Origin of the sequence: Massilia sp. BKSP1R2A-1, from assembly GCF_050586525.1 — a bacterium.
GTDB lineage: Bacteria > Pseudomonadota > Gammaproteobacteria > Burkholderiales > Burkholderiaceae_D > Telluria.
The window spans coordinates 49,915-62,937 of sequence record NZ_JBOBRE010000006.1; the positions used below are offsets into that span (position 1 = coordinate 49,915).

Annotated in this window: 17 protein-coding genes and 1 tRNA gene; 8 read left to right on the top strand and 10 right to left on the bottom strand. The window is 66.1% G+C overall.

From position 1 onward, the window contains the following. Positions 1-120: 120 nt before the first annotated feature. The 3 genes from ACQ7JA_RS10960 to lipA all read left to right on the top strand — a co-directional run bounded on the left by ACQ7JA_RS10960 (position 121) and on the right by lipA (position 2,164). On the top strand, positions 121-387 hold the full coding sequence (locus ACQ7JA_RS10960) for a DUF493 family protein (RefSeq protein WP_430897512.1): 267 nt from the start codon (positions 121-123) through the stop codon (positions 385-387). Positions 388-473: 86 nt separating this feature from the next. Next, positions 474-1,145, top strand: coding sequence for a lipoyl(octanoyl) transferase LipB (gene lipB, locus ACQ7JA_RS10965; protein WP_430897514.1), 672 nt, complete (start codon positions 474-476; stop codon positions 1,143-1,145). 26 nt (positions 1,146-1,171) lie between these two features. Next, a complete protein-coding gene (gene lipA / locus ACQ7JA_RS10970) occupies positions 1,172-2,164 on the top strand; it encodes a lipoyl synthase (RefSeq protein ID WP_430897516.1) in 993 nt (330 codons plus the stop codon). A 41-nt stretch (positions 2,165-2,205) separates the two neighbouring features. Here the strand turns inward: lipA and ftrA are convergent, their stop codons facing one another. Continuing rightward, positions 2,206-3,168, bottom strand: a complete 963-nt coding sequence (ftrA, locus tag ACQ7JA_RS10975; protein WP_430897518.1) for a transcriptional regulator FtrA — start codon at positions 3,166-3,168, stop codon at positions 2,206-2,208. Positions 3,169-3,260: 92 nt separating this feature from the next. Between ftrA and ACQ7JA_RS10980 the strand changes: the two genes are divergently transcribed. The 3 genes from ACQ7JA_RS10980 to ACQ7JA_RS10990 all read left to right on the top strand — a co-directional run bounded on the left by ACQ7JA_RS10980 (position 3,261) and on the right by ACQ7JA_RS10990 (position 6,197). Then, positions 3,261-3,656, top strand: a complete 396-nt coding sequence (locus ACQ7JA_RS10980; protein ID WP_430897520.1) for a rhodanese-like domain-containing protein — start codon at positions 3,261-3,263, stop codon at positions 3,654-3,656. Between the two features lie 64 nt (positions 3,657-3,720). Further along, on the top strand, positions 3,721-5,706 hold the full coding sequence (locus ACQ7JA_RS10985) for a helicase-related protein (protein ID WP_430897522.1): 1,986 nt from the start codon (positions 3,721-3,723) through the stop codon (positions 5,704-5,706). A gap of 68 nt (positions 5,707-5,774) precedes the next feature. Then, complete coding sequence (locus ACQ7JA_RS10990) at positions 5,775-6,197, top strand: PaaI family thioesterase (protein WP_430897524.1); 423 nt, start codon at positions 5,775-5,777, stop codon at positions 6,195-6,197. Between the two features lie 196 nt (positions 6,198-6,393). Here ACQ7JA_RS10990 and ACQ7JA_RS10995 read toward each other — a convergent pair whose 3' ends face one another. From ACQ7JA_RS10995 to ACQ7JA_RS11015, 5 genes are read right to left on the bottom strand one after another with little or no spacing between them, the layout of a single operon-like run. Next, the gene (locus ACQ7JA_RS10995) at positions 6,394-6,906 is read right to left on the bottom strand and encodes a TlpA family protein disulfide reductase (RefSeq protein ID WP_430897526.1); all 513 of its coding nucleotides are present in this window, start codon (positions 6,904-6,906) and stop codon (positions 6,394-6,396) included. 48 nt (positions 6,907-6,954) lie between these two features. Beyond that, positions 6,955-7,587 (bottom strand): BON domain-containing protein, encoded by a 633-nt coding sequence (locus tag ACQ7JA_RS11000; RefSeq protein ID WP_430897528.1) that lies wholly within the window; start codon positions 7,585-7,587, stop codon positions 6,955-6,957. Further along, positions 7,584-8,177, bottom strand: coding sequence for a phosphoheptose isomerase (locus ACQ7JA_RS11005; RefSeq protein WP_430897530.1), 594 nt, complete (start codon positions 8,175-8,177; stop codon positions 7,584-7,586). Before ACQ7JA_RS11005 ends, ACQ7JA_RS11000 begins: the two co-directional genes overlap by 4 nt. 56 nt (positions 8,178-8,233) lie before the next feature. After that, positions 8,234-8,593: a YraN family protein gene (locus ACQ7JA_RS11010; protein WP_430897532.1), complete on the bottom strand. Its 360-nt coding sequence runs from the start codon at positions 8,591-8,593 to the stop codon at positions 8,234-8,236. Between the two features lies 1 nt (position 8,594). Then, positions 8,595-9,812: a penicillin-binding protein activator gene (locus tag ACQ7JA_RS11015; protein WP_430897534.1), complete on the bottom strand. Its 1,218-nt coding sequence runs from the start codon at positions 9,810-9,812 to the stop codon at positions 8,595-8,597. A gap of 50 nt (positions 9,813-9,862) precedes the next feature. Here ACQ7JA_RS11015 and rsmI point away from each other — a divergent pair, with 50 nt between their 5' ends. Then, positions 9,863-10,768, top strand: coding sequence for a 16S rRNA (cytidine(1402)-2'-O)-methyltransferase (rsmI, locus tag ACQ7JA_RS11020; protein WP_430897536.1), 906 nt, complete (start codon positions 9,863-9,865; stop codon positions 10,766-10,768). 9 nt (positions 10,769-10,777) lie between these two features. Here the strand turns inward: rsmI and ACQ7JA_RS11025 are convergent, their stop codons facing one another. From ACQ7JA_RS11025 to ACQ7JA_RS11035, 3 genes are read right to left on the bottom strand one after another with little or no spacing between them, the layout of a single operon-like run. Next, complete coding sequence (locus ACQ7JA_RS11025; protein WP_430897538.1) at positions 10,778-10,975, bottom strand: hypothetical protein; 198 nt, start codon at positions 10,973-10,975, stop codon at positions 10,778-10,780. A 35-nt stretch (positions 10,976-11,010) separates the two neighbouring features. Further along, entirely contained in the window at positions 11,011-11,712 is a 702-nt protein-coding gene (locus tag ACQ7JA_RS11030) for a YjjG family noncanonical pyrimidine nucleotidase (RefSeq protein ID WP_430897540.1), read from the bottom strand. Positions 11,713-11,736: 24 nt separating this feature from the next. Beyond that, on the bottom strand, positions 11,737-12,318 hold the full coding sequence (locus tag ACQ7JA_RS11035; RefSeq protein ID WP_430897542.1) for a hypothetical protein: 582 nt from the start codon (positions 12,316-12,318) through the stop codon (positions 11,737-11,739). Between the two features lie 147 nt (positions 12,319-12,465). On the opposite strand from ACQ7JA_RS11035, the gene ACQ7JA_RS11040 reads away from it, so the two are divergent. Beyond that, a tRNA-Pro gene (locus ACQ7JA_RS11040) sits at positions 12,466-12,542 on the top strand. Positions 12,543-12,599: 57 nt separating this feature from the next. Here ACQ7JA_RS11040 and ACQ7JA_RS11045 read toward each other — a convergent pair. Then, complete coding sequence (locus tag ACQ7JA_RS11045) at positions 12,600-13,022, bottom strand: hypothetical protein (protein ID WP_430897544.1); 423 nt, start codon at positions 13,020-13,022, stop codon at positions 12,600-12,602. Between the last annotated feature and the right edge of the window lies 1 nt (position 13,023).

The window sequence follows — 13,023 nt, forward strand, 5'->3', positions numbered from 1 at the left end:
CATGTCCCGCTATTTCCCCAATATGGAATAGTTCAGGCCGGCCCAGCGCCGGCCTCTTTTTTTCCAGCGAAGCATCGCCATATTGGAGCGACTACAATAACGCTTTGCATAGGACAAAACATGGACCCGAAAGACTCCCTCATCGAATACCCGAGCGACTTCCCGATCAAGGTGATGGGCGCCACGCATATCGACTTTGCGCCGACGATCGTCGAGGTCATCGTGCAGCTGGATCCGACTTTCCATGCCGGCAAGGTGGAGAGCCGTCCTTCGTCCAAGGGCAACTACACGGGCCTGACCGTCACCGTGCGCGCCACCAGCCGCGAGATGCTGGACGACGTCTACCGCGCCCTGTCGTCCCACCCCATGGTGAAAATGGTGCTGTAAGCGCCTTGGGAAATGGACGGCCGGCGGGCACAGACGATCGCGCTGGCTTATAATGGCAGGGCTGTCCATATTCCCGCCCTATACCAATGACCCGTCCCGCCACGCCGCTGATCCGCGAGCTCGGCCGCGCCGACTACGAACCCACCTTCGCCGCGATGCGCGCTTTCACGGACGCGCGCACGCCCGAGACCCGGGACGAGCTGTGGATCGTGGAACACCCTCCCGTCTTCACCCTCGGCCTGGGCGCCGACCGCAACCACGTGCTGGCGCCGCACGACGTGCCGGTCGTCCAGACCGACCGCGGCGGCGAGGTGACCTACCACGGCCCCGGCCAGGTTGTCATTTACCTATTGATGGACCTGCGCCGCAACAAGCCGGGCGGCAAGCTGTACGCCCGCCAGTTTGTGGCAAAAATCGAACAGGCGGTCATCGAGGTGCTGGCGGCGTATAATCTCGCGGGCGAACGCGTTGCCGGGGCGCCCGGCATCTACATGGCGGACGGCCCGAAGAAGGGTGCGAAGATCGCCGCCCTCGGCCTCAAGGTGCGCGGAAACGGCTGCACCTATCACGGGGTCTCGCTGAACGTGGCGATGGACCTGGCCCCGTTCACGTGGATCAACCCCTGCGGTTACTCGGGGTTGGCCACGGTCGACATGCGCACGATGGGCGTGGACGCTCCGCTGGCGGATGTCCAGCAGGCGCTGGCGCAGGAACTTGTGCGCCAACTGGCTACCGAGCCGGAACTGAACAATCTCTGAATGGAAGCCCGCCAGGGCACGAGCCAATGACTACCGATACCAACGTCACCGCCGCGTCGAACGCAACGTACGACGCCACCGAAAAGCAGAAAGGCGCCAGCAAGACGTCGCGCATCCCGATCAAGATCGTGCCGATCGCAGATGCCGAGCGCCTCAAGAAGCCCGACTGGATCCGCGTGAAGGCGGCCACCGCCTCCTCGCGCTTCTACGAGATCAAGGACATCCTGCGCGCGAACAATCTGGTGACGGTGTGCGAGGAAGCCAGCTGCCCGAACATCGGCGAGTGCTTCGGCAAGGGCACCGCGACCTTCATGATCATGGGCGACAAGTGCACCCGCCGCTGCCCCTTCTGCGACGTCGGCCACGGCCGTCCGGACCCACTGGACGTCAACGAGCCGGGCAACCTGGCCAAGACCATCGCCGACCTGCGCCTGTCCTACGTCGTGATCACCTCGGTGGACCGCGACGACCTGCGTGACGGCGGCGCCGGCCACTTCGTCGAGTGCATCACCAAGACCCGCGCCCTGTCGCCGAACACCAAGATCGAAGTGCTGGTGCCGGACTTCCGCGGCCGCCTGGAAAAGGCCCTGAACATCTTCGCCGACGGCCTGCCGGACGTGATGAACCACAACCTGGAAACCGTGCCTCGCCTGTACAAGGAAGCGCGCCCGGGCGCCGACTACAAGCACTCGCTGGTGCTGCTGCGCGACTTCAAGAAGATGTACCCGACCGCGGTCACCAAGTCGGGCCTGATGGTGGGCCTGGGCGAGACCGACGAAGAGATCCTGGAAGTCATGCGCGACATGCGCGAGCACGACATCGACATGCTGACCATCGGCCAGTACCTGGCGCCGTCGAACTCGCACCTGCCGGTGCGCCGCTACGTGCATCCGGACACCTTCAAGATGTTCGAAGAGAAGGCCTATGAGATGGGCTTCGTGCACGCCGCCGTGGGCGCGATGGTGCGTTCCTCGTACCACGCCGACCAGCAGGCGCACGAAGCGGGCGTCGCCGCCTGATTCTTCGCTAAAGGTATTTGCAAAAGGGCCGGCCTGCCGCTTCACGCGGCGGCGCCGGCCCTTTCCATTTTGCGGTAGCGGCCGGGCGGCGGCAGGCCGTGGCTGCGGAAATGGCGGCGCAGGGATTCGGGCGAACCGAGTCCGGCCAGGTCGGCGACGGCGTCGAGCGGGAGCAGCGGCCGCGTCTCCAGGATGCGCGCCGCAAGTTCGACGCGTTCGCGCACCAGCCAGGCCAGCGGGCTTTGCCCCGTGCTGTCCTTGAAGCGGCGCTGGAAGGTGCGCGCGCCCATCTTTGCCTGCGCCGCCATCGACTCGACCGAATGCTCCGCGCGCAGGTTCTCGCGCACCCAGTCCATCAGGCGTGCGATCGCGTTGTGTTCGCTGGAGGGCAGCGGGCGCGCCACCAGCTGCGCCTGGTCGCCGTCGCGGTGGCCCGGCACCACCAGGCGCTGCGCAACCCGGTTCGCGATCTCGACGCCGAAGTCGCTGCGCACCAGGTGCAGCAGCATGTCCAGGCCGGCCGCCGAGCCGGCCGAGGTGACGAGGCGCTCGTCTTCCACGTACAGCACGCCCTCTTCCACGGCGACCTCCGGGAAGCCGCTTGCCATCTGCGCCAGGTAGCGCCAGTGGGTGGTCGCCCTACGTCCGTCGAGCAGGCCCGCATGCGCAAGCACGAAGGCGCCCGAGCAGATCGAGCAGATGCGCGCGCCGCGCCCGTGTGCCCGTTGCAGGGCTTCGATCAAGGCTGGAGGCGGCGGCTGGTCGGCGCCGCGCCAGCCCGGAATCACGATGGTGTCGGCACGCTCGAGCTCTTCGAGTCCATGCGGCGCCGCGACCGTCAATCCGCCGGCGGCGCGCAAGGGGCCGGCTTCGACGGCGCACACCGCGTACGAATACCAGGGCACGCCCAGCTCGGGCCGGTCCAGCGCGAAGAGCTCGATGGCGCAGCCGAATTCGAAGGTGCACAGGCCGTCGTAGGCGAGGATGGCGACGTGGTGGGGCATGGCGCGATGTTACCAGTTTCTGTCGCGCCAACGCCTGCCCTGCCCGCCCGCCGGCTGCCACACTACAGGCTCTTCCAACACAGGAGTCCACCATGCCTTCCGCCGTATCCGCCGTCCCCGCAGCCTCCAGCGAACAGGCCCTGGCCCACTTCGCCCAGGCCTTCACCTTCGAGACCGACTGCGCCGACGTGCACGACGCCATCGCCGGCGGCCAGCAGGATTTCGTCCTGCTCGATACCCGCAGCCCTCTGCTGTACGCACAAGGCCATGTGCCGGGTGCGCTCAACCTCCCGCACGGGAAGATCGTCGACGTCAAATTACGGGAATACCCGATGGATACCCTGTTCGTCGTCTACTGCGCCGGTCCCCACTGCAACGGCGCGCACCGCGGCGCCGAGCGACTGGCCAGGCTGGGGCGTCCGGTCAAGCTGATGATCGGCGGCATTACCGGTTGGCTCGACGAAGGATTCGATCTGGCCCGCGACTGATACGGGCCGTGCGTGGTCGCTCGCTGCGATATAGTGGCGGCAACGAGAAACCAGCCAGCGACCCATGAATCATTCCCCTCCTCCGCTTGATGACACCGAACACGACGACGCCTTCCTCGAACGCGAACTCGACTTCGCCGAGCGCGGCATCGAACTGGTCAAGATGGAAGGCCGCGTCTTCCTGCGTTTCTCCGGCGAAGTGCGTTACGAAGGCCTGCGCGTGCCCTACCGCCTGGTGCCGGCGCGCGGCGTGCTGGCCAAGCCAGGCAAGTGGCGCAAGATGGACATGCCGGCACGGCTCGACTTATTGAAGGAGCGCGCGACGCCCGACGCCATCGAGGCGCTGCAGACCGAGGTCGAGCGTTTTGTCCGCGACATCGCGGAAGAGGCCGACGACTTCGGCTGGGACCCGATGCTCTTCCTGCACGTGCTCGACGAGCTGGAGACTTCGGAGCCGGCCGAATTCGTCTTCCACCGCATCTCGCAGCGCCTGACCCATGCGGTCGAGCGCGAGCAGGAAGAACGCTTTGCTGCGCGCACCAAGGAGAGCATCAACCTGGCCGAGTATCCGGAATCCTTCGAGGTCGCCAGCAGGATGGGGCGCAAGTTCATCGCCCTGCTCGGCCCCACCAATTCCGGCAAGACCCACCGCGCCATGGAGGCGCTGGCCAAGGCCGAGAGCGGCGTGTATCTGGCCCCCTTGCGCCTGCTGGCGCTGGAAAACTACGAGCGCCTGCAGAACGCGCGCCCGCATGGCAAGGACATCGCGGTCAGCCTGATCACGGGCGAGGAGCGCCGCATCGCCGAAGGCGCGACCCATGTGGCCAGCACCGTCGAGATGCTGGACACGAAGACGCCGGTGGAAGTGGCCGTCATCGACGAGATCCAGATGCTGGCCGACCGCGACCGCGGCGCCGCCTGGACCGCAGCCGTGTGCGGCGCGCCGGCATCGACCGTGTTCCTGGTCGGGGCGCCGGAAGCGCGCCGCGCCATCGAGGCGCTGGCCGACCGGCTGGAAGTGCCGCTCGAGGTCCACGTCCTGAAACGCATGGCGCCGCTGGCGATGGAACCCTCGCCGGTGCGCAAGCTCGGCAACCTGCGGCGTGGCGACGCGGTGATCGCTTTCTCGCGCCGCGACGTGCTGATGTGGCGCGACATGATCACCGAGAAGGGCCTGTCGGTGGCCACCGTCTACGGCAACCTGTCGCCCGAGGTGCGGCGCGCCCAGGCCGAGCGTTTCCGCGAGGGCCAGGCCGATATCGTGGTCGGCACCGATGCGCTGGCGATGGGGCTGAACATGCCGATCGCGCGCATCGTGATGACGACCTCCGTCAAGTACAACGGCTACGAGGAAGAAGAAATCTCGGCCGCGCTGGCCAGGCAGATCGCCGGACGGGCAGGGCGCTACGGCGTGCACGAAGAGGGCTTCGTCGCCGGCTACGACGACGACACCCACACCGTCATGCGCGCCCTGATGAAGGAAAAGATCCCGCCCGTGCCGGCCACGGGCTTCGCGGTCGCGCCCTCGTTGGAACAGCTGCACCGCATCTCCTCGGTGACGGGCGAGACTTCGCTGGTCAAGCTCCTGAAACGCTTCGTGCACAACATCGACGTGCCCGACGGCTTCTTCTACCCGCGCATCACCGAGGAGCAGAACGAGCGCGCCGAATGGCTCGATACCCTGCCGCTGTCGGTCGCGGAAAAATTCATGCTCTCGCTGGTGCCGATCTCGACCAAGGTACCGGTGCTGCAGAGCGCCTGGGAGCACTGGTCGCTGTCGCTGGCGAAGAAGAAGGTGTGCAAGCTGACGCCGCCGACGCAGGAGCTGTACTACATGAACCTGCAGGAGGTGGAGGATACCTGCCGCATGTACTCGGCCTATGCCTGGCTGGGTTACCGCGAGCCGGAACACTTCCCCAGCATCGAGCTGGCGCAGCAGCTGGCGAGGGAAGCCTCGGAGCGGGTGGATGCGATGCTGCAGCAGCAGAATACGGCGGCGCGCCAGCGCGGCGGCGGTGGGCGGAGCAGCGGCGGCAAGCGCCGGCGCTGAAGAGGGCTGCCAGCGCGATCCGGGTACACGGTGTACGATGCCGCTTTTATCGATAAAGCGACAGCACCGTGAACCCGACAACCACCCCAGCATCCTTCAACGAGTTCGGCAAACCCTACCTGCCCGGCCACCTCGGCATCCAGATCACCGAAGTCGCGGAAGGCCGCGTCTGCGCCGAACTCCCGGTGCAGCCGCACCTGCTGGCGCCGAACGGCTACCTGCACGCCGGCAGCGTCGTCACGCTGGCCGACACCGCGGCCGGCTACGCCTGCATCGCCCACCTGCCGGAAGGCGCGAACAGCTTCACCACCATCGAACTGAAATCGAACCACCTCGGCACCGCGCGCCAGGGCACTATCGCCGTGGTGGCGACCGCCGTGCACCTGGGCCGCACCACCCATGTATGGGATGCCGTGGTGACGGACAAGGACAGCGGCAAGACCATCGCGCTGTTCCGCTGCACCCAGATGATTCTTTACCCGAAGGCCTGACACGCGCTTGCCGGAGGTGTGTCGCTCGGACGAGGAGCCGTAGGGTGCACGGCTCTGCCGTGCGCGCGTTCAGACAGTGTGTGAACAGCATGCCCTGCATCTGTTGACGCGGGAGTTGAACGCGCGGGCGGGAGACCCGCCCACCCTACGAAAGCTGCACCGAGATGATCCTGGATCCCACGGCCTGAAGTCAGCTTTACGAGGCCAGCTCTTTCTCGATCAGCTTGTGCAGGGCCGGGAAATCCGGCTCGCCCACGTAGCGCTTGATGATCTTGCCGTTCTTGTCGATCAGGAAGGTGGTCGGGGTCAGGGTGACGTCGCCGAACTGCCTGGCGATGTCGCCGGCCGAGTCGATCGCCACCGTGAACGGGAGCTTCCTGGTCTCGGTGAAGTTCAGCACGTAGTTGGGCGGGTCGTACTGCATCGCCACCGCCACGAACTCCATGCCCTGTGCCTTGTACTTCTCGTAGGTCTCGACCATGTGCGGCATCTCCTTCACGCAGGTGGTGCAGGAGGTCGCCCAGAAGTTGACCATCACGACCTTGCCGCGCAGGGAGTCGGTGCTGATCTTGTCGCCTTTGATGCTGATGAAGGTGACGTCGGGGGCCGGCGTGCTGCTGTAGAAGGAGGCGTAGCCGACACCGGCCAGCGCCAGCACCACCGCGGCGGCCGCGGCGGGCTTGATCCAGGAACGGGAAGAAGAGGTCATGGTCGATGCCGAATGAAAAACGGCAGGACCGCAGTCCTGCCGTTGGAATTAGCTTTGAGCCGGGGCAGGCTGGTTGGCGCGCGGATCCTCTTCCTGGATGTACTCGAAGATCTTGACGACACGGTTCACGCCCGGCACGCCTTTCGCCACGTCGGCCGCGATATTGCCTTCACGCGGGGTGACGAGGCCCATCAGGTAGACCACGCCGCGCTCGGTGGTGACCTTGAAGGCGGTCGCCGAGACGGTCTTCTTGTCGACCAGGCTGGCCTTGACCTTGGTGGTGATCAGGGCGTCGTTCGAACGCGAGGTATAGCTCGACGGGCCGGCGATTTCCAGTTCGTTGATGACGGAGACCACATTGTCGATCGCGCGCACTTCGCGCTCGGCCGCGGCCTTCATCGCTTCGTCGCGCACTTCGCCGGTGAGCAGCACCTTGCGGTTGTAGCTGGTGACGTTGACGTGACCATTCTCGCCGGTGAGCTGCTGCAGCTTGATCTCGGCCTTGACGTTGATCGCCTTGTCTTCGGTCTGCATGCCGATGGTGCGGCGGTCATTGGTCGCCAGGGCGGTCGCGGCGGCGCCGCCGACAGCCAGGGCAACGCAGCCCGACAACGAGGCCGCCAATGCGGTACCCAGTACGATTTTCGAGAGCAGGCCGGCCAGCGGTCGCGTTTTCGTCATTCCTCTTCTCCTCCGAACAGCGCGACGTCGATGCCGTCGCAGATGGCGTGAATCGCGCACAGGTGGACTTCCTGGATGCGCGCGGTGCGGTTGTGCTGCACGTTGATGTGCACGTCGGCGTCGGTCAGCAGCTTGGCCAACGCGCCGCCGTCCTTGCCGGTGAAGGCCACGATGCGCATCTCGCGTTCCAGCGCGGCTTCGACCGCGGCCAGCACATTGCCCGAGTTGCCCGAGGTCGAGATCGCCAGCAGGATGTCGCCCGCCTGGCCGAACGCCTGCACCTGCTTCGAGAAGATCTCCTTGAAGCTGTAGTCATTGCCGACGGCCGTCAGGATCGAGGTGTCGGTGGTCAGGGCGATCGCCGGGAGCGGGAAACGCTCGCGTTCGAAACGTCCCACGAGCTCGGCAGCGAAGTGCTGGCAGTCGGCGGCGGAACCGCCATTGCCGCAGGCCAGGATCTTGTTGCCGTTGGACAGGGCGCCAAACATCAGTTCGATCGCCTGCGAAATGGGTTGTGCCAGGGCAGGCGCCGATTTCATCTTGAGATCGGCGCTCTCCTGGAAGTGAGCGAGGATGCGTTGAGTATTCATAGCCAAGGATTATAGTGCAGTGGCAACGGAGGGCGGGCAACCGCGGTAAAAATTGCTTACATTTCAATGACGTTCTGTAGCCATTCCACTTGCTCGCCGTCGATGGCCACGACATCGAAGCGGCAGGGTGGGGTGACGGCAAAACGCAACAGGTAGAACTGGGCCGCGCGCACCAGGCGGCGGATCTTGGCGGGGGTGATGCTGGCGGCCGCGCCGCCGTGAACGCGATCCGCGCGCTGGCGCACCTCGACGAAGACCAGGGTGTCGCCATCGCGCATGATCAGGTCGATCTCGCCGCCCTTGCAGCGGAAATTCTCTTCGACCGCTTTCAAACCGCGGCGTTTCAGGTAGAGCAGGGCGGCCTGCTCCCATCGACGGCCCTCGGCCTGCCGCGGTGACAGGCGCAGGGACCACATCTTATTTTTCGAAAGCCACCGATTCGAACACGCCGCCGTCGCGGTAGACGGTGCCGGTCTCGACGCGGCGGAAAGCCGGGGAGCCGCTGCCCATGTCGACCGACAGGCGCCCGGTTACGCCATCGATCTCGAAGCGGCTGCCCGGGCGCAGCGCCAGTTCGCGCGCGATGCGGTAGGCGTCGATGCCGAGGGCGTAGAGGCGCTGCATGTCGAAGCCGCCCGTGCCGGCATCCCAGCGCGGATAGCTCGCCACCAGCGGGTGCTCGGGCTGCACGGTCCAGGGCAGGTCGAGGATGCGCACACCGCTGAGCTCCGGGCTTGCCATTGCCGGGTCGCGGCCCGGATTGACCGAGGCGGTGCCATAGGTCGGCAGCGAGGTGCCGATGGCGCTGCGCACCTGGCGCAGCCCGACGGCGTCCAGGGCGGCGAACACCAGCTGCGGTGGGTCCTGCTGCAGGCGGGCGCGCAGTCCGGCCAGGGCGTTGCCGTCGATGTAGCCGTCGCTGCTCGGCAGCTCGACCACGTAGCTGCTCAGGCCCAGCTGCGACCAGCGCGCCGTGAAGGCGCCGGTCAGGCGCTGCTGCCAGGCGGCCGATCCGGTGAGCACGAGGGCGCGGCCGCCCGGCTGTTCCGCGGCGGCCCAGTCGGCCGCCTGGCGCGCTTCGTCTTCGAGCGCGAGACCGACCACCAGCATCTGGCGCGGCAGCGGGCCGTTGGTCTGCGGGTGATTCAGGGCGATGGTCGGCTTGCTGACGGCCCCGCTGGACGCCAGGGCGGCCACGGCGGGACGGGCCAGCGGGCCGACCACGATGTCGTTCGATTCCGCTGCCCGCGCGTAGGCGTCGAGGGTGGCCTGGGCCGAGTCGCCGGTCGGGATCACGTTGACGGTCACGCCGCTGCGTTCACGCTCATGGCCGGCCAGGAAGCCGGCGCGCACCGCTTCGGCGGGTTGCGCGAGGGCGCCGGATTCGAGCGGCAGCAGCAGGGCGATGCGGGTGCCGTTGCCGCCAGGCGCGGCGCGCGCGCTGCCGTCCAGCGGGGGAGGCAGGTCGATGGGATTGGTGACGGCGCGCTCGACGGGCGCCGGCGGCGTGTAGCCCGGTTCGGCAGGAGGCGGGCTTGCACTCGGCGCGGCGGGCGCGCACAATCCGCCCGGTACGCCGCAACCCATGTCGGGCGGCAATGGCGTGCTGGTGCAGCCGGCCAACAAAACAGACACGGACGTTGCAAGCAGCGCCTTGAGATTTTTCTTCAGCATCGGAATCCCTTATGACAGAACAGCAGACCATCGACATCGCCCGGCTTCCCGTCATGGGCGAGGCGGCCCAGCAGTCCTATCCTACCGCAACGCTGTATGTCGTGGCTACACCGATCGGCAACGTCACCGACATCACCTTGCGCGCCCTGCACCTGCTGGCGCTCGCCGATGTCGTGGCCTGCGAGGACACCCGCAAGACCGGCGCGCTGCTGCAGCGTTTTGGCCTGTCGAAGCAGACCATTGCCGCCCACATGCACAACGAGCGCGAGGTTGCCGACAAGATCGTCGAGCGATTGAAGAGCGGCCAGCGCGTGGCCCTGGTCTCCGACGCGGGCACGCCGGCCGTGTCCGACCCTGGCGCGCGCATCGTCGATGCGGTGCGCGAAGCCGGCCTGAACGTGGTGCCGCTGCCGGGACCGTCTGCAGCCGTCACGGCCCTGTCGGCGAGCGGCCTGGTCAACGACCGCTTCCACTTCGTGGGCTTCCTGCCGGCCAAGGCCAAGCAGCGCGAAGCGGCCCTGCAAGCGCTGGTGCGCGAGACCTCGACCCTCGTCCTCTACGAAGCACCGCACCGCATCGTCGAATGCGTGGAAGGTTTGCTGGCCGTGTTCGAGCCGACGCGCCAGGTGGTGTTCGCGCGCGAGCTGAGCAAGCTGTTCGAGGAAGTGCACCGCTGCCCGCTGGGCGAAGCATTGGGCTGGGTGAAGGCCGACCAGCACCGCGAGCGCGGCGAATTCGTCGTGCTGGTGGAAGGGGCGGTCCTGGCGACCGATGCGCAGGACGCGGAAGCGGAGCGCATCCTGCAGATCCTGCTCACCGAATGCTCGGTGAAGCAGGCCGCCAACCTCGCGGCCCAGATCACGGGACGCAAGAAGAACGCGCTGTACGAGCGCGCCCTGGAAATCAGGGGCGAATAATCGCCTGTCTCAGGCCAGGGCTTCCTTGGCCGCTTCTTCCGGGCTCAGGCCATCGTAGAACTGGTCGGTGAACCACTCGACCTGTTCTTCGATGTGGTCCTGGGCCTGCTTCACGGTGGCGCCGCCGGCGACGAGGAACTTTTCCACCTCGATGCACCAGTGGATGAATGCCAGCGTTTCCTCGTCGAGTTCTTCTTTCTTTGCCATGTGCTTTCCTTGGGTAATGGGCGAATTGGTGTGGCTCAGGCGGCGGCCAGGCCGCGCAGCGCCGGAATGACCTCGTGCAGCGCCGCGACTTCCACGCTCGGCCGGGCCTGCGTTTCGTTCGGCAGGGCGTCCGGATTGAACCAGCAGCTCTCGATGCCGAAGCGGTTCGCGCCGAGGATGTCGGCGTCCAGGCGGTCGCCGACGATGACAGTCTCCGCATGCGAGAAGGCGCGCGCCAGTTTCACGGTGTAGTCGAAGAAGCGGCTGTCGGGCTTGGCGTGGCCGCAGCCTTCCGAGGTGGCGACGAACGACAGGTGCGCATGCAGTTTCGAGGCGGCGATGCGGCGCTGCTGGACGCTCGCGGCGCCGTTCGTGATGATGCCTACTTCGCCGATGCCGGCCAGGGTCTCGCACAGCTCCTGCGCGCCGTCGACCAGCACCACGTTGTCGGGCAGCGATTCGAGGTAGATGTGGCTGGCGGCGTCCGCATCGAGATCGAGCCCATTGGCGGCGAAGGTCTGGCGGAAGCGCTCCACCTTCAGGAAATCCTTGGACACCGTGCCGAGTTCGAATGCCCGCCACAGCGCCAGGTTGAACCCCTGGTAACTGGCGAACAAGCCATCGGGCAGCTCGCGCAGGCCGAGCTCGCGCATCGTGTGATCGAAAGACAGTTGTTCGGAAGCTTTGAAGTCGAGCAGGGTGTCGTCGAGGTCGAACAGGAAGAGTCGGTGTTTCATTGGCTTAGTGTAGCACCCGGCTGATTACCATTTGCAGCCGTGGTCTTTCTTGTCCATCATCAGGAACAAGGGCGCCAGCAGGCCGCCGGGGATGCCGTCCTTGCAGTTGGCGCGCTTGGTCCGGCTGATGGCGCGCGCGGCTTTCGTTTCGGTCTCCAGCGGCGCATCGGGGAATTGTGCGTGGGGCGTGCCTTCGATGCCGAGCTTGGTGCGTCCGGCCAGCTCCCGCGCCGTCTGCTTTGCCGCACCCATGTCGAACTGGGGCGCGCTGTCCTGTGCAGGCGCTGTTTCTCCCGATTGCTCGACGGAGAATGCATCCGGCGATGGCGGCTGATCTGGCGAAGCGGGCACGGCAATGACGGGCTTGGGCGGGAAGCGGCGCGCGCTGCGTGGCGCTGCGGGCTCGGGGCGCGCTTGTGGCAAGGCTTCGGGTTCTGGAGGCGGCGGTGGCGGTGGCGGCAGGATGCGCACGGCGATGGAAGAGGGCGGATCCGCTTCGAATGCCGGCAGTGAGGGGCCGGTATTGCGATAGGCAAGCATCAATACCAGGTGCACGGCAATCGACACGCCCACGCCGATCAAGACGCGCCTGTTCCCTTGCATCATGCCCATATCGCTGCTGTAAGGCGCTGCCAGATTCACAATATTGTCCGATTAACCTTGTCGAAGAATACGACAAACAATGCCTTGGTTTCTTTATTTTGCCCTTAAACCTTGACCTGCTCATTCCAAGCAGATATGATCTTTCTTCTTCGGAGTGTAGCGCAGCCCGGTAGCGCACCTGGTTTGGGACCAGGGGGTCCAAGGTTCGAATCCTTGTACTCCGACCAGCATTAAGGAAAAAGCCGACAGTGAAAGCTGTCGGCTTTTTTCGTTGTCCGCCGTGCTCAGCGGCGCGTCCAGCGGCAGCCGCCTTCCTCCCAGGCCTCCAGGTCCTGCTCGAACTGGTAGGCCTTGCCGTCTTTCGCGCGGATGTAGGTGAATCCATAGACGTTTGCGCCCTGGGACACGACCGTGTAGGTGCCGCCGCCCGGCATCATTTCCTTCCATGTGGTCGTGATTTCCATCGGCCTGCCAGGCGCCGTCTCGACGGCATCGCTCTTGATCAGCTTGAGCGGAATGTTCGCGCTCCCGTTCTCGTAGCGCACATAGGCCGTTTTCGAGCCCTCCGGCGGAAAGCCGAACGCCAGCCTGAGCGGCTTGCCGACGCCGGGGGACTGGAAGCAGCGGATATCGCCGGTATCGGCCTGCGCCGTGGTGCACAGCAGGCCCGCTGTCAGCAGGAAGGCGGCGCGTGTCGTAGGCGGCATT

What these genes read in the sequence shown, in the direction of transcription:
- ACQ7JA_RS10960 (WP_430897512.1), top strand. Translation starts at nt 121, where the DNA reads ATGGACCCGAAAGACTCCCTCATCGAATACCCGAGCGACTTCCCGATC.
- lipB (WP_430897514.1), top strand. Translation starts at nt 474, where the DNA reads ATGACCCGTCCCGCCACGCCGCTGATCCGCGAGCTCGGCCGCGCCGAC.
- lipA (WP_430897516.1), top strand. Translation starts at nt 1,172, where the DNA reads ATGACTACCGATACCAACGTCACCGCCGCGTCGAACGCAACGTACGAC.
- ftrA (WP_430897518.1), bottom strand. Translation starts at nt 3,168, where the DNA reads ATGCCCCACCACGTCGCCATCCTCGCCTACGACGGCCTGTGCACCTTC.
- ACQ7JA_RS10980 (WP_430897520.1), top strand. Translation starts at nt 3,261, where the DNA reads ATGCCTTCCGCCGTATCCGCCGTCCCCGCAGCCTCCAGCGAACAGGCC.
- ACQ7JA_RS10985 (WP_430897522.1), top strand. Translation starts at nt 3,721, where the DNA reads ATGAATCATTCCCCTCCTCCGCTTGATGACACCGAACACGACGACGCC.
- ACQ7JA_RS10995 (WP_430897526.1), bottom strand. Translation starts at nt 6,906, where the DNA reads ATGACCTCTTCTTCCCGTTCCTGGATCAAGCCCGCCGCGGCCGCCGCG.
- ACQ7JA_RS11000 (WP_430897528.1), bottom strand. Translation starts at nt 7,587, where the DNA reads ATGACGAAAACGCGACCGCTGGCCGGCCTGCTCTCGAAAATCGTACTG.
- ACQ7JA_RS11005 (WP_430897530.1), bottom strand. Translation starts at nt 8,177, where the DNA reads ATGAATACTCAACGCATCCTCGCTCACTTCCAGGAGAGCGCCGATCTC.
- ACQ7JA_RS11010 (WP_430897532.1), bottom strand. Translation starts at nt 8,593, where the DNA reads ATGTGGTCCCTGCGCCTGTCACCGCGGCAGGCCGAGGGCCGTCGATGG.
- rsmI (WP_430897536.1), top strand. Translation starts at nt 9,863, where the DNA reads ATGACAGAACAGCAGACCATCGACATCGCCCGGCTTCCCGTCATGGGC.
- ACQ7JA_RS11025 (WP_430897538.1), bottom strand. Translation starts at nt 10,975, where the DNA reads ATGGCAAAGAAAGAAGAACTCGACGAGGAAACGCTGGCATTCATCCAC.
- ACQ7JA_RS11030 (WP_430897540.1), bottom strand. Translation starts at nt 11,712, where the DNA reads ATGAAACACCGACTCTTCCTGTTCGACCTCGACGACACCCTGCTCGAC.
- ACQ7JA_RS11035 (WP_430897542.1), bottom strand. Translation starts at nt 12,318, where the DNA reads ATGATGCAAGGGAACAGGCGCGTCTTGATCGGCGTGGGCGTGTCGATT.
- ACQ7JA_RS11045 (WP_430897544.1), bottom strand. Translation starts at nt 13,022, where the DNA reads ATGCCGCCTACGACACGCGCCGCCTTCCTGCTGACAGCGGGCCTGCTG.